This window comes from Weissella sp. ESL1139, assembly GCF_058506735.1.
Map to the genome: position 1 here is coordinate 1,606,847 of NZ_CP196375.1, position 13,517 is coordinate 1,620,363.

Annotated in this window: 13 protein-coding genes; 5 read left to right on the top strand and 8 right to left on the bottom strand. The window is 38.3% G+C overall.

Annotated features, from left to right (window positions below):
- Window positions 1-309: 309 nt before the first annotated feature.
- Together ACSYSF_RS07960 and menB are read right to left on the bottom strand one after the other, a co-directional pair.
- Complete coding sequence (locus tag ACSYSF_RS07960; RefSeq protein ID WP_489867514.1) at window positions 310-1,761, bottom strand: o-succinylbenzoate--CoA ligase; 1,452 nt, start codon at window positions 1,759-1,761, stop codon at window positions 310-312.
- 94 nt (window positions 1,762-1,855) lie between these two features.
- Entirely contained in the window at window positions 1,856-2,674 is an 819-nt protein-coding gene (gene menB / locus ACSYSF_RS07965; protein WP_489867479.1) for a 1,4-dihydroxy-2-naphthoyl-CoA synthase, read from the bottom strand.
- Between the two features lie 133 nt (window positions 2,675-2,807).
- On the opposite strand from menB, the gene ACSYSF_RS07970 reads away from it, so the two are divergent.
- The gene (locus ACSYSF_RS07970; protein WP_489867480.1) at window positions 2,808-3,182 is read left to right on the top strand and encodes a PaaI family thioesterase; all 375 of its coding nucleotides are present in this window, start codon (window positions 2,808-2,810) and stop codon (window positions 3,180-3,182) included.
- Here the strand turns inward: ACSYSF_RS07970 and ACSYSF_RS07975 are convergent.
- The 4 genes from ACSYSF_RS07975 to ACSYSF_RS07990 all read right to left on the bottom strand — a co-directional run bounded on the left by ACSYSF_RS07975 (window position 3,179) and on the right by ACSYSF_RS07990 (window position 7,369).
- Window positions 3,179-3,748: a hypothetical protein gene (locus ACSYSF_RS07975; RefSeq protein WP_489867481.1), complete on the bottom strand. Its 570-nt coding sequence runs from the start codon at window positions 3,746-3,748 to the stop codon at window positions 3,179-3,181. The two genes, ACSYSF_RS07970 and ACSYSF_RS07975, sit on opposite strands and share 4 nt — an antisense overlap.
- A 323-nt stretch (window positions 3,749-4,071) precedes the next feature.
- Complete coding sequence (locus tag ACSYSF_RS07980) at window positions 4,072-4,389, bottom strand: YdbC family protein (protein ID WP_489867482.1); 318 nt, start codon at window positions 4,387-4,389, stop codon at window positions 4,072-4,074.
- A gap of 23 nt (window positions 4,390-4,412) precedes the next feature.
- Window positions 4,413-5,402, bottom strand: coding sequence for an asparaginase (locus ACSYSF_RS07985; RefSeq protein WP_489867483.1), 990 nt, complete (start codon window positions 5,400-5,402; stop codon window positions 4,413-4,415).
- Window positions 5,403-5,959: 557 nt separating this feature from the next.
- Complete coding sequence (locus tag ACSYSF_RS07990; RefSeq protein ID WP_489867484.1) at window positions 5,960-7,369, bottom strand: APC family permease; 1,410 nt, start codon at window positions 7,367-7,369, stop codon at window positions 5,960-5,962.
- Window positions 7,370-7,782: 413 nt separating this feature from the next.
- On the opposite strand from ACSYSF_RS07990, the gene ACSYSF_RS07995 reads away from it, so the two are divergent.
- Window positions 7,783-9,174 (top strand): amino acid permease, encoded by a 1,392-nt coding sequence (locus ACSYSF_RS07995; protein ID WP_489867485.1) that lies wholly within the window; start codon window positions 7,783-7,785, stop codon window positions 9,172-9,174.
- Window positions 9,175-9,246: 72 nt separating this feature from the next.
- Here ACSYSF_RS07995 and ACSYSF_RS08000 read toward each other — a convergent pair whose 3' ends face one another.
- Together ACSYSF_RS08000 and ACSYSF_RS08005 are read right to left on the bottom strand one after the other, a co-directional pair.
- The gene (locus ACSYSF_RS08000; protein ID WP_489867486.1) at window positions 9,247-9,693 is read right to left on the bottom strand and encodes a transposase; all 447 of its coding nucleotides are present in this window, start codon (window positions 9,691-9,693) and stop codon (window positions 9,247-9,249) included.
- A 98-nt stretch (window positions 9,694-9,791) separates the two neighbouring features.
- On the bottom strand, window positions 9,792-11,120 hold the full coding sequence (locus ACSYSF_RS08005; RefSeq protein WP_489867487.1) for an APC family permease: 1,329 nt from the start codon (window positions 11,118-11,120) through the stop codon (window positions 9,792-9,794).
- Window positions 11,121-11,505: 385 nt separating this feature from the next.
- Here ACSYSF_RS08005 and ACSYSF_RS08010 point away from each other — a divergent pair, with 385 nt between their 5' ends.
- Genes ACSYSF_RS08010 through ACSYSF_RS08020 form a run of 3 tightly spaced genes read left to right on the top strand, consistent with a single transcriptional unit; the run spans window position 11,506 to window position 13,506 of the window.
- Complete coding sequence (locus ACSYSF_RS08010) at window positions 11,506-12,426, top strand: NADP-dependent oxidoreductase (protein ID WP_489867488.1); 921 nt, start codon at window positions 11,506-11,508, stop codon at window positions 12,424-12,426.
- A gap of 54 nt (window positions 12,427-12,480) precedes the next feature.
- The gene (locus ACSYSF_RS08015; RefSeq protein ID WP_489867489.1) at window positions 12,481-12,966 is read left to right on the top strand and encodes a phosphatidylglycerophosphatase A family protein; all 486 of its coding nucleotides are present in this window, start codon (window positions 12,481-12,483) and stop codon (window positions 12,964-12,966) included.
- 39 nt (window positions 12,967-13,005) lie between these two features.
- Window positions 13,006-13,506, top strand: a complete 501-nt coding sequence (locus tag ACSYSF_RS08020) for a methylated-DNA--[protein]-cysteine S-methyltransferase (RefSeq protein ID WP_489867490.1) — start codon at window positions 13,006-13,008, stop codon at window positions 13,504-13,506.
- The last annotated feature ends 11 nt before the right edge of the window (window positions 13,507-13,517 follow it).

Sequence of the window (13,517 nt, forward strand, 5' to 3'; positions counted from 1 at the left end):
ATTAAACTCATGTTTATTAACATAGTGTGAGTAAACCGTTTTGAATCCGGTGGGTAACATAATTTAGACGGTTTATGGTTGGCAATAAAAAAGCACCAAGCTCGTCACTTGGTGCTCCCTGATTACACTTATTATTAACAATCTGCATAATCAGATTAGTAGTTACCTACTAATATACAGAACGTATCGCCCTTGTTTCCTTTTACAAGGGCGATACGTTTCGTTGATTGTTTGAATCTGCCAAAACGTATCACCCCCTTTCCTAGATTACTGACTATTATAATCGTTCGTCTAAAAATTTCAAGAATTCTACTTAATTTCTTTAGCCTTTGCCATAAAATCCACTAATTTATGACGTTGCACTTTACCACTGGCCGTTCGTGGGAATTGATCCAATTCATAAAAACTTGCTGGCACTTTATAATGAGCCAACATTTCACGACCAAAACTACGTAAAGTTTGATATGAAAGTGATTTTCCTTCTTTGAACGTGATAAAAGCAATTGGCACAGCACCCCATTTTTCATCAGGGACACCAACCACGGCCATATCAGCAATTTCGTCAAGCTTAGCATAAATTGATTCAATTTCATCAGGGAACACATTTTCACCACCAGAAGAAATCATATCGCCTTCACGACCGTCAATGTACAGGAACCCTTCATCATCTAACCAACCCATATCACCAGTATCAAACCAGCCGTCTTCAAATGATGCTTGATACTTTTCAGGTTGATTCAAATATCCAACTGCTAAAGTTGGTGACTTTAATTGAATGCGACCATGTTGTTTGTCATCCGGATGAGCAATGCGGATTGAAACTGGAAACAAAGGTTGTCCAGCTGATCCAATTTTACGTGGTGCATTAGCGGCATCTAAAGCAATAACTTGTGAAGCCGTTTCGGTCATGCCGTATGATTGTACAACTTCAATACCAGCTGTTGCGGCCTTTTTCAACGTTGTCAAATCAGTAGGACCACCACCTAGCAACATTGTACGGAAATTTTCATGATATTGTTGACCCGCAGGCAATGCATCTAACAAACGATGTAACATCATCGGTACGACTGAAATTGTCGTGACTTCACCAGCTAATAGAATGGCATTAATTTGAGCAACATCAAATTTTTCAACTAAATAGACACCCATTCCGTAAATCAATGAGCGCATCATAATTGATAAACCACTGATATGGAAAATTGGTACCACCGCTAGCCAGACATCGTTTGGCGTGATGCCTAAGTTCAAAGCTGACCCAACGGCTGAATAAAAATGATTACCGAACGTCTGCATAACTCCCTTAGGATTACCAGTCGTTCCTGATGTATACATAATTGATGTTACTGTATCTAAGTTAAACTCAGAAACTGGCGTTACCAGCTTTGTGACTGGTGTTTGCATGACCGTTGTAAAATCAAGCTGTTGTGCCACTTCTAACAATGCATCAAAACCATCATCTTGCACAACTAGATTAACGTCTGCATCCTTCAGTTGAAAATTAATTTCACGCGCTGACAAACGGCGATTAATGAGAACAACTGTTTTGCCCAATTGTTGGACAGCCAAAATCATTAAATATCCTTTTAAATTATTAGGCGTAATGATTGCAACTCTGTCAGCATGTTGGGCATATGCGGCCACTTGTGATGCTAACTTCAAAACCGCATCTTTCATTTGCGCAAAAGTTAAGGTCGTTTCTTGATATTGTACAGCTAAACGATTTGGTGTTAACTGTGCCCGTTTTATAAGCCAATTATCCATATTCATTCCTTTTTATTAGTTGATATCTCTGTTTAACAATAAAAAACTCGATAACTGACAATTAACGGTCATATATCGAGTTTCATGATTTACTTTATGGGAACTTGGGATACTTTGAAAAATCAGGTTGACGCTTCTCTAAGAATGCGTTCTTACCTTCTTTTCCTTCGTCAGTTGTATAGTACAACATCGTTGCATCCCCAGCAAATTGTTGCAAACCAGCCAAGCCATCAGTATCAGCATTCATTGCGGCCTTGATAAAGCGCAAAGCTGTTGGTGACTTTTGTAGAATAATATTTGCCCATTCAATAGTTGCATCTTCAACTTCAGCCAATGGTACAACACGATTAATCCAGTTCATATCGAAAGCTTCTTGAGCTGTATAGAACTTGTTTAAGAACCATACTTCTTTAGCACGCTTATGACCGATAACACGGGCAAGATAACCTGAACCATATCCAGCATCGAACGAACCAACTTTTGGTCCAGTTTGACCAAACATGGCATTATCTGCAGCAATGGTTAAATCACAAACTAGTTGCAAAATATTACCACCACCAACTGACCAACCTTTAACCATTGCAATAATTGGCTTTGGGATGATACGCATCAAATGTTGTAGGTCCAATACATTTAGACGGGCAATGTTGTCACGTCCAACATAACCACCATTACCACGAACGGATTGATCACCACCTGATGAAAAGGCCTTATCTCCCTCACCAGTCAAGATGATTACACCAATTGAGGCGTCATCACGCGCGATTGAAAAGGCATCAATCATTTCTTGCACCATGTCAGGTGTGAAGGCGTTATGGTGGCGTGGATTATTCATTGTTATTTTTGCAATTGCATCAGCACGCTCAAAGAAAATTTCTGAATATTCTTTAACTGTTGACCATTCTACTGTCATATTTATCTGTCACTTCCTATTTTTAACTTTTATTCTGTAAGCACTATTAGTAGTATAATCTTTTCTATTATTTTTTCCAAATTAATATTAAAATGATGTTTAACATAAAATGCTTTTTAAGTGAGGTCTTATTATGAATGCTCTAGAATTTTTAAATGTTCAAACCGATACTGTTTCTACTGAAAAAACCATTATTCGCATGCCGATTTCTGATAACATCAAGCAGCCATATGGTATTGTTCATGGTGGCATCAATGCTTTCCTAGCTGAAACAGCCGCCAGTTTAGGTGCACAAGCAAGTCTAACTGACACTAATAAGGTACCAGTCGGCGTTGATATTCAAACCCATCATCTAGCGTCTGCTAAACAAGGCACGCTTCTTACCATCGCAAAACCTATAAAGTTAGGACGCCGGATTCAAACTTGGCAAGTAGATATTTTTATCGAAGAAACTAGTAAACAAACCGCCACAGCTACGCTCACAATTTTGATTACCGATAAACCTTAATCATGTAGCAATATTACTAACATGTTTTTTGATAGCGGTTGTCCATGTCCATCAAGTTGCATAATCTGCTTTATTATTGGTATATCCGTAATTGTCGTCACATTATTATTCATTTCATAACTCACATGCCGCCAACCACAATTAATCAAATGATCAGCCAGATGCTGCATTGCCAATAAACACATCGGCTTCACTTGCCCATACAAATAATCTGAAATTTGTTGCACTTGGCATGCTGCACTTTGCTGATCAATACCAGTTTGTGGCATGACAATCGTCATCGTAACAAAATCAAAAATATATAGCCAACCTTTACCAACTAACCGACGTTCCCAATTGCGGAACGTTTTTTCTTTATGCAGAATTGCTAGACCATTCTTTTGTACTAATTGCCAGTTAGCATTTTGTTTTTGCAATGTTTTCAATAATAATTTCCCATGCATCGGTGAAACTATATTAGTAAGTATGACAACCTTAATATCTTGTTGTGTAATTACCGTTGTAATTCCAAACCAATCCAACTGTAAATTATGCTCATTTCCGCCATCAACGACTGCCAGTTTCATCCAGTTATCCTCATTTCACGCTGTATCTTATTAGTTTAGCTAATAATTAAATGCACAACAATGATTGCAGTAACTGATTTTTTGTACAAATTTTTAAAAAATGGCAATAAAAAGAGAGCGAGAACAAAGACGCTTTGGATTCAGTGTGTACCGGGGTTTGAACGTTTTGCGGTCGTCAGACCGTGAAGCGGGCAAATCCGTTACCGTTACATTAAGAATCCAGTCTTTGTGAACGCGTTTAAGCTATAAAAATTATAAGCATATAGTTCAAACAATTTTATCAAAAAAGCGAAACATAATACTTACGTCCCAACCACTTCAACTTACATATCATCTAACCGGCCCCATTTAGGTCGATCAGTTTCTTTCGCTTCATCTGGTTCCTCATCTACTTCATTATCAATAACTGGTGCATGTTCTTCAGCTAAAATACCAGTCAACACCTTGTGTAGTGCCACAATTTCATCATGGGTAAGTGTTAACCCTTTACCCATTTTACTGTTGTCTGGTGACCATGAACGTAAATCAAACTTAGGTTTATTTTCACCCCATTGTACAAAGTTTAGTTGTAGTTCCCAACCACTTTTACTAGTTGATAGTGAACCAAATTTTTCTAAAATATCATATGATAGCTTTGCCATATATACCTCCTACAATGTGTTAATTAGACAAATCCAATATCATGAGCAGTTTGTGTTTGAATCATATCGGTGATGGTTTGAGGATCACGTGTTTGATCTAGTACCCACATCAATTTCGCAACTACTGCTTCTGTATTCATATCACCAACTGTAACGCCACCAGCATCAGCAACTCGTTTACCAACTTCATACAAATTGATATCTTGGCCTTCTTCCAAAATCTGGGTCGTAATAATCACAGGAATATCGGCTGCAATTAATTTTTCAATACCCGGAATCAAATTACGTCGTTGGAATGGCAAACCACCATTACCAAAACTTTCAATAATAACGCCATGTGTATGATCAACTAAGTAATCAAAAATGTCGACTGACAATCCTGGAAATGCCTTTAAAACGAAAATATTTGAATCCAATGACGTATGCGGCTGCAATAATTGTTCTTCGGGCTCTGGCTCATACAATGAAACCATCTCACCTGCATTGACACTTGCTAAATAAGGGTAATTAATACTTTCGAAAGCATCATAACTCTTCGTTTTAGTTTTAACTGCACGTGTCCCCATCATAACTAAGCCATTAAATACCAAATAAACTCCTGCTAAATGTGTTTGACTAGCAAAAGTTACCGCATCATCAAGATTACGAATGGCATCCGTCTGTAATTCACCCAAAGGAATTTGTGACCCAGTTAGGACAACTGGTTTATTAATACCATATAGTAAATACGACAACGCAGCTGCAGTATATCCCATCGTATCAGTACCATGCGTTATAACAAACCCATCGAATTCATCTTGTCGTTCTAAAATACGACCAGCAATAATTAACCAATCCTCTGGCTGCATATTAGTTGAGTCTTTACCCATAATATTTTCAACGGCCATTTGAACATTCTCATGTGGCTCGACATAAGTCATCAATTCATCAGCTGTTAAACCAGGGGCTAGCCCTTGCGCAGTTTTAGTGGATGCAATTGTACCACCCGTTGTTAAAACCAATAATTTTTTCATCGGCTTTTCTCCCATTTATCTATACATATCGTAGTCTTATTATCGCATATTTAGTTTTTTCAGTCACAAAAAGAGAGCGAGAACAAAAGCGGGTTGAACCTGGCGTATAACGTTGTTGGGACCAATTATGGCCGGAGCAACACGCAAGACATGATTGGGGCCAATGACGTTATATTGAAGGTTCAGCTTTTGTGAACGCGTTTATACCAGAGCGAAAACAAAGACGCTTTGGATTCGGTGTGTAACGGTGTTTGGACGTTTTGCGGTCGTCAGACCGTGAAGCGGGCAAATTCGTTACATTGAGAATCCAGTCTTTGTGAACGCGTTTATACCAGAGCGAGAACAAAGACGCTTTGGATTCGGTGTGTAACGGTGTTTGGACGTTTTGCGGTCGTCAGACCGTGAAGCGGGCAAATTCGTTACATTGAGAATCCAGTCTTTGTGAACGCGTTTATGCTGTAAAAATTACAGGCTTATAATTCAAATAATTTTAGCAAGAAAAGGCTGGAACAAATACTTGTTCCAACCTTCATTTTATACAAATTGATCAAGTAAAGTTAACTATGCTGGCTGCCATAAATCACATAGACAATTGTACCGACAAACAACCATCCTACCATCAATAAAATAGCCGCTTGATTCAATGAAAATAACAAGCCTAACGATGCCAACACCGTCATGATTGGCAATATTGGCACCCATGGCATTTTATAGCCTGTATGCTTAATATCTGTTCGTTTGCGTAATTGTAAAACAGCTAATCCAGCGACAATAAACGCAATCAAAGTACCAGCAGATACTAAATTGGCTAACATCCCCACCGGGAAAATAGCACCTAGCATTACTGCAATAATTGTTATCCAAATAACAGCAGTTTTTGGCAAGCCATTCGCATTAACAGTTGCTAAAGAACGTGGTAACAAGCCATCTCGACCAAATGAATAAACTAAACGTGAACCACCAATCAACAATGCAACTAATCCAGAGAACATACCAACTAGTGCGACTAATGACAATAAATTCGCCGTTAGTAGATGGCCTGATTCTCGTAACGCCCACGCAGCTGGTTCAGCATTATCACGGAACTGTTCATACGGGTACATACCAGTTAAAACTGCTGCAACACCCACAAATAACAATGTTGCAATGACCAATGTGCCCACAATCGCTTGCGGCATAGTTTTTTGTGGATTTTTAACTTCAGCTGCATTAGCGGCAATCGTATCAAAACCAATATATGCAAAGAAAATCTGTGTGGCACCTGCCATCAGACCGGTTAACCCACCAAAATGTGTACCTGCTTCATGTTGTGGAATAAATGGTACCCAATTTTTCACTTGAATAACAGTTGCTCCGACCACAATAAACAGTAAAATAACGGCAATTTTACTAATAACTAACCAATTTTCAACGCGGGCAATGTTACGCATTCCCCGACAAGCTAAAAATCCAACCAATAAAATTGCCAATGCACCAAACAGATCAAACACAGTCCCATTTTTTAAATTAAAAGATGCTTGCATGAACATTGGCAATTCAAAGCCAATACCATGCAAAAATCCTTGGAAATATGATGACCATGCCGACGCTACTAAAGCTAATGCAATTAAATACTCTGCCAAAATTGCCCAGCCTGCTAACCATCCAACAAACTCACCAAAAATCACATTGGCCCACGAATAAACTGAACCAGCAAAAGGCATGGCTGATGCTAATTCAGCATAGGCTAACGCTGCCAAGCCGGCAATTAAAGCTGCAATAATAAACGATAGTACAACTGCAGGTCCCGCATATTCAGCTGCAACAATCCCTGGCATCGTAAAAACTCCGGCCCCAATGACGGTTCCAATCCCCATGGCAATCATTTCACGCCTACCCAGCACAGCTTTTAATTTGCCATCTTCATCTGCATAATGATTAGGACTTTCTCGCCGACACATTTTTTGCCATAATGATAATTTACGCATAAGTTACCTCTTAATAAAAGTTTATTTGTCATTAATTCATTGATTGCATATCACTTTTAAAAGTCTCTCATAATGCGTTATTAATCGCTGGCTAAATTATTATTATTTGATTAATAAATCCGTCAATTTTCTAATTTATCTGAAATAAGGCTTGTTTTTAGCGAACAATAATGCTATTCTTCTAATTATTAATTACAGCACGGAGGTCATCATTATGTTTAATGTTCGAGTAAAGCAAAATAATTCAATAACGACCACCACCTCAACCACCATTTTGGCTGGTTGGGATATTTAATGTGCTGTTAATAAAATGATTATTAACAACCCGTCCAATCAGCTCGACACCCCTTTTTGCGGTGCAGGTTAATTGGACGGGTTTTTTGTATACTTTTACAAAACAAGGAGAAGATTGTATGAAAGAGCAACAAGGCGAAAAGCCGTTAGAATTGAAACGTTCCTTAAGTAGTGGTCAAATGCAAATGATCGCACTGGGTGGTACCATTGGTGTCGGTCTATTCATGGGTTCAACCTCAACCATTCAATGGACGGGACCTTCAGTACTACTAGCTTATGCGTTCGTGGGAATTTTATTGTACTTAGTGATGCGTGCTTTAGGTGAAATGATTTACATTAATCCAACCACTGGATCATTCGCTGACTATGCTTCAAATTATATTCATCCACTAGCTGGTTTCTTAACAAAATGGAGTAACGTCTTCCAATATATTGTTGTTGGTATTAGTGAAGTTATTGCTGTTAGTACGTATTTAAATTATTGGTGGCCTAATTTACCTGGTTGGGTGTCGGGCGTTGTCGTTATCTTCACGTTAGCTTTTGCTAACCTAGCTTCAGCTAAAGCCTACGGTACAATGGAATTTTATTTTGCCATGATTAAAATTATCACGATTATCTTGATGATTGTTCTTGGTTTTATGGTTATCTTTTTAGGACTAGGAAATCATTGGCATGCCATTGGTCTTTCTAATCTATGGACCCACGGCGGTTTCTTCACAGGTGGTTTTAAAGGATTTATCTTCGCACTTTCAATCGTAGTTGGTTCATACCAAGGAATCGAAGTGTTAGGTATCACAGCCGGTGAAGCTGAACATCCTAAAGAAGCGATTGTTTCATCCGTACGTTCAATTGTTTGGCGTATTTTGATTTTCTATATTGGTGCTATTTTTGTTATCGTCACAATCTACCCATGGAACCAATTGGACGCCGTCGGATCACCTTTCGTTGAAACATTTTCAAAGGTCGGTATTGCAGGTGCTGCTGGTATTATTAATTTCGTTGTCTTAACAGCTGCTATGTCAGGTGCTAATTCAGGAATCTATAGTTCAAGTCGTATGCTTTACAAACTATCAAAAGATGGTCAAACGTCAAAAATTTTCTCTAAAATTTCGACACATCAAGTGCCCTACGTTGCCATCTTAGCAATTTCAGGCGGTATCTTACTTGGTCTTATTCTAAATACTGTTTTCTCAGCTTATAGTAAATCAACTGCAGACTTATTTGTTTTAGTTTATAGTTCAAGTGTGTTGCCAGGAATGGTTCCTTGGTTTGTTATTTTGCTTTCTGAATTACGTTTTAGAGCTTCTAACAAAGCATTGATGAAGGAACATCCATTTAAGATGCCTCTTTATCCATTCACAAATTATTTCTCATTGTTATCATTAGTCATTATTGTGATATTCATGTTCATCAATCCCGATACGCGCATTTCAGTTAGTATCGGTGCTGGTTTCTTGGTTTTGTTATCAATTATTTATTTCTTTCAAAACCGTAAAGCCAATAAAGCATAAATAATACAAACAACCCGCTGAGGTTACCAAATTAGTTTGGTAATCCCAACGGGTTGTTTTTTATATGATGTCTTAATGTCGTTTGCCAATCTGGGATGTGATTCCTTTTTCAGCCATTAAGTCTTCAATTTTATCGACCATCGCTATCACTTCAGTGTCGCCAATTCGTTGTCGAGCCCGACTAAGCGTTGATGAACTAAAAGGACGTTCATAAACATAGCCTGGCTGACCAACAAAATATTGTAAATATGGATTTTCTTTAATTTGCTCTAACGTTTCTTCATCAGTTAAGTCTAAAAGTTGTTGAATCATTAATGCGCCAAATACTAAGCGAAATGACAATGGTTTTGGACCACGTGTACTCGTAAAGACCATCGCATATTGTTTTTCTAAATCATGCCATGGAATATTATCTGCACGTACAACCCACCGATTGTCTCGGTTAATTGGTAACCCAGTTGGTTGATTAAAATCATCAAACGACATTTGTTCATAATTTGTCACATGATATTTTCCCATCCTGTTACACTCCCTGCTTATTTATACTTATATACATATTATCGCATACTTTTCATCATTCAGTTAGACCGACTACCGCTTTTATATTTAATAATAAATTAATGCTGTTGATGTTGATAATAGTAATAAACAGGAATTCCGATAGCGACAAATACAAATGAAATTAAGACCATTGATAGACTAGCAACGAATGTATTAATCAAAACAAATAATGCACCACCAATCGCAATAAATGGTACTACTGGATACAATGGTACTCTAAACATTGTTGTATCAGGTTGTAAACCATGTTTTTGATCCTTTGATCGTAAGATAAAGACACCACAGAAAGTTGCTAAATAAAATAGCCAGATAACAAAAACAGCCATATCTGATAACCAATCGGCTCCCGAAATAACAATCAAAACCATGGCTAATCCAGCTGTTGTCCATAATGCTGCCACTGGTTCCTTTGAGCGATTAATCTTTTTTAAATACTTTGGCAACACACCTTCTTCGGCCATTGCATATACCATACGTGGGAAAGCTAACATCTTACCATTGAGCGTTCCAGCCATTGAAACTAATATACCAATAGCTAATAACTTACCACCTAATTGACCAAATGCTTGTTTCGCAACTGTATATGGCACTTCACTACCTAATGAGACAATCTGATTTGCTGGCAGTGCTTGATAAATACCATAAGTCACACCAACGTAGGCCAAAATAACAATAAATAGTCCCCAGATAATTGCTCGTGGTAAGTTACGCTTTGGATTCTTAATTTCACCGCCTAAATTGGCAAGGGTTGCCCAACCATCATAAGCAAATAATGTGGCTAAAATAGCCAATCCAAAATTACCACCATGATTTGCTGAAACATGCGCAACTGTCTGTCCTAATGCGTCAGCTTTTCCGAAAAATATTCCAAAAATAACTAATGCGGCAATTGGAATTAATTTAATACTCGTCGTTGCAACTTGAAAACCGCCGGCAATGCGGTTATCAAATGAATTCATAGCTGTAATCACAATCAAGGTCACGATACCAATAACCGGTACCCATTTCATTGGTATCCCAAAGAAATCAGCAAATAATTGTGAAAAATAAGCTGCTACTGAAGCAATAATTGCAGGTGCATAAATCGCTACTTGCGTCCAACCAGTCAAGAAACCAATGAAATTACCATATAATTTCTTCATATAAATATAAATGCCACCAGTTTCTGGAATTCTCGACCCAACTTCTGACAAGGTTAAACCACCTGCCAAGGTGATAATACCACCTAAAAACCATGCTGCTAATCCAGCGCTGGTACTACCAGCTGTTTCCAAAACTTGACCTTGCTTAAAGAAAATTCCTGAGCCAATCACAGTTCCTACTACTACCGAAATCCCCGTCCACGCGCCCATCGAACGCCTTAACTCATTTTTATCTGTTGCCATAATACTTCTCCTCTATTTCCAAACAAAAAAGCCACTCAACTTAGGTAATAACAGCAAATTCTGCATTACCTAAATTGAATGGCTTTACTAGCGATAATTAATTAATCACCTCAAAACACTCAACTGTTTGGTAACACAGTTGAGTCAGAGGACGTCATCATATTCAGTTTCAAATTGTTATTAAACATTATAAACATCCTCTCTTTCCTTCGTCGGTGGTTTTGACAACTATTAAATTACCATAGTACTTAATATTTGACAACTACTTTTTAACTTATTTTTCATTTTCTCTCATAAAATGCTCATTGACTACTTGATAATGCCATTCAGATGCAAAATAAGTTAAACTAAGAACATACAAACGAGTATGTTAGGAGATATTATTATGAAAGCTATTCAACTTAATCAATATGGCCCAGTTACTGGTCTTGAAGCAATTACAACTGAAACACCAAAGTTATTGAAAAAACAAGTTCTTGTTAAAAATCATGCTGTGGCCATCGATCCTTACGATGTAAAATTCATTGCCGGCCAAATGGGTACTACTGAAGAATTACCCTTAATTCCTGGTTCGAGTGTGGTTGGTGAAGTAATTGCCATTGGTGATGATGTCACTGATTTTAAAGTTGGTGATCGCATTGCTGCTACACGTCATCAAAAGACCTATGCCCAATTAGTACCAGTTGGTCAATCAGCTGCTACCAAAGTACCAGCAACAATCGATGATGCACACGCTGTTGCCGCTGTTATTGGTGCGGCAACGGGTTACGAAATGATTCATCGTGACTTAGCTGTACAACCTGGTCAAAAAGTTCTTATTCAAGGTGGTGCCGGCGCAGTAGGTTCCGTCGCAGCCCAAGCTGCCATCAATATTGGCGCTGATGTTTATGCAACTGCTAAACCAGCTGATTTTGACTATTTGCAATCATTTGGTGACATTACGCCAGTTGATTATCACACCGCTTACGAAAATGAATTATCAGATTTTGATGCCGTCTTAGACACAATTGGTGGGGATGTGACAATTCAATCAGCTAAAATCTTAAAGTCTGGTGGTTTGTTACGTAGTCTAGTTGGTTTGGACGATGTGGCAATGGCTGACTTTGATATCGATGCTGCAAGTACATTCTCAGATGGTAAACGTCCCAACTTAGAAGCACTATTTGCAGATATGGCAGCTGGTAAAATAGCCGTCCGGATTGGCGAGACTTTGCCATTTACGCTTGATAACTTACGTCAAGTTCACGAACAAGCACGTGACCATTCATTACAAGGAAAAACTATTTTAACGCTACCTGAATTTTAAATCAGGATAATGTGATACAATAATGCCATCATTAAGCAAGGAGTTTATTCAAAAATGTTATTTACTGAACGTGATTACTACGAAGATGTTGTTAAAATGCTCGCTGAACGTGGTGTTAGCTTAGATGCCATCGCTGATTTGACGGTAGATGGTCAAAAAGACCACATTCCAGATATGACCCATGATGAAGCGCTTGATTCTATCAAACATGTTCTTCATAAAACTGAAGTACAAGACGCTGTGATGACTGGTCTAGCCATTGACGATATTGCTGAAGCAAACTTGTTGCCAACGCCTTTACAAACGCGGATTAAACAAGATCATGCCACTTATGGTATTGATGAGCAACTAGTCATGTCAATTCTAGGTGTTTACGGTACGATTTCATGGACCAACTTTGGTTATTTGGATCGTACAAAGCCAGGAATTGTTGGTAAATTAAATGATGAACAACATGATGGTGGCCGTGTAAATACTTTTATTGATGACATTGTTGCTGCAATTGCTGCCGCTGCTGAGGCCCGAATTGCTCACGATTAACAATAAATAATGTCCAGAAAGTCAATGGAGGTTGTGACAATGTATTATACAAATACGGTACCATCCCCACTTGGCGATATCATTTTGCTCAGTGATGAAGCCTATTTACTTGGATTATGGTTTAGTGATCAAAAATATTTTGGTGCCCAGTATAATCTTGATGCTGCACGCCAACAAAATTGTCATCCGTTGACCTTAGCCAAAAACTGGTTAACTGATTATTTTGATGGCAAAAATCCGTGTGTTGATGATGTACCACTAAATCCAGAGGTAACACCATTCAGGAAGCAAGTTTTAACCGTGCTACAAACAATTAACTATGGTGACACGGTGACATACAAGGATCTTTCTGATTTAATTCAGCCAAACACAATCCATAAAGTTAACAAATCACGGGCAATTGGTAATGCTGTCGGGCATAATCCCATTGCTTTACTAATTCCGTGTCATCGGGTTGTTGGTAGTGATGGTGCCTTAACTGGCTATGCAGGCGGCCTTGCCCGCAAAAAAAAGTTGTTAGCATTAGAACAGCACAATTAATTTCATAGCAT

Coding starts and splice junctions, on each gene's coding strand:
- ACSYSF_RS07960 (WP_489867514.1), bottom strand. CDS start 1,761: ATGGATAATTGGCTTATAAAACGGGCACAGTTAACACCAAATCGTTTA.
- menB (WP_489867479.1), bottom strand. CDS start 2,674: ATGACAGTAGAATGGTCAACAGTTAAAGAATATTCAGAAATTTTCTTT.
- ACSYSF_RS07970 (WP_489867480.1), top strand. CDS start 2,808: ATGAATGCTCTAGAATTTTTAAATGTTCAAACCGATACTGTTTCTACT.
- ACSYSF_RS07975 (WP_489867481.1), bottom strand. CDS start 3,748: ATGAAACTGGCAGTCGTTGATGGCGGAAATGAGCATAATTTACAGTTG.
- ACSYSF_RS07980 (WP_489867482.1), bottom strand. CDS start 4,389: ATGGCAAAGCTATCATATGATATTTTAGAAAAATTTGGTTCACTATCA.
- ACSYSF_RS07985 (WP_489867483.1), bottom strand. CDS start 5,402: ATGAAAAAATTATTGGTTTTAACAACGGGTGGTACAATTGCATCCACT.
- ACSYSF_RS07990 (WP_489867484.1), bottom strand. CDS start 7,369: ATGCGTAAATTATCATTATGGCAAAAAATGTGTCGGCGAGAAAGTCCT.
- ACSYSF_RS07995 (WP_489867485.1), top strand. CDS start 7,783: ATGAAAGAGCAACAAGGCGAAAAGCCGTTAGAATTGAAACGTTCCTTA.
- ACSYSF_RS08000 (WP_489867486.1), bottom strand. CDS start 9,693: ATGGGAAAATATCATGTGACAAATTATGAACAAATGTCGTTTGATGAT.
- ACSYSF_RS08005 (WP_489867487.1), bottom strand. CDS start 11,120: ATGGCAACAGATAAAAATGAGTTAAGGCGTTCGATGGGCGCGTGGACG.
- ACSYSF_RS08010 (WP_489867488.1), top strand. CDS start 11,506: ATGAAAGCTATTCAACTTAATCAATATGGCCCAGTTACTGGTCTTGAA.
- ACSYSF_RS08015 (WP_489867489.1), top strand. CDS start 12,481: ATGTTATTTACTGAACGTGATTACTACGAAGATGTTGTTAAAATGCTC.
- ACSYSF_RS08020 (WP_489867490.1), top strand. CDS start 13,006: ATGTATTATACAAATACGGTACCATCCCCACTTGGCGATATCATTTTG.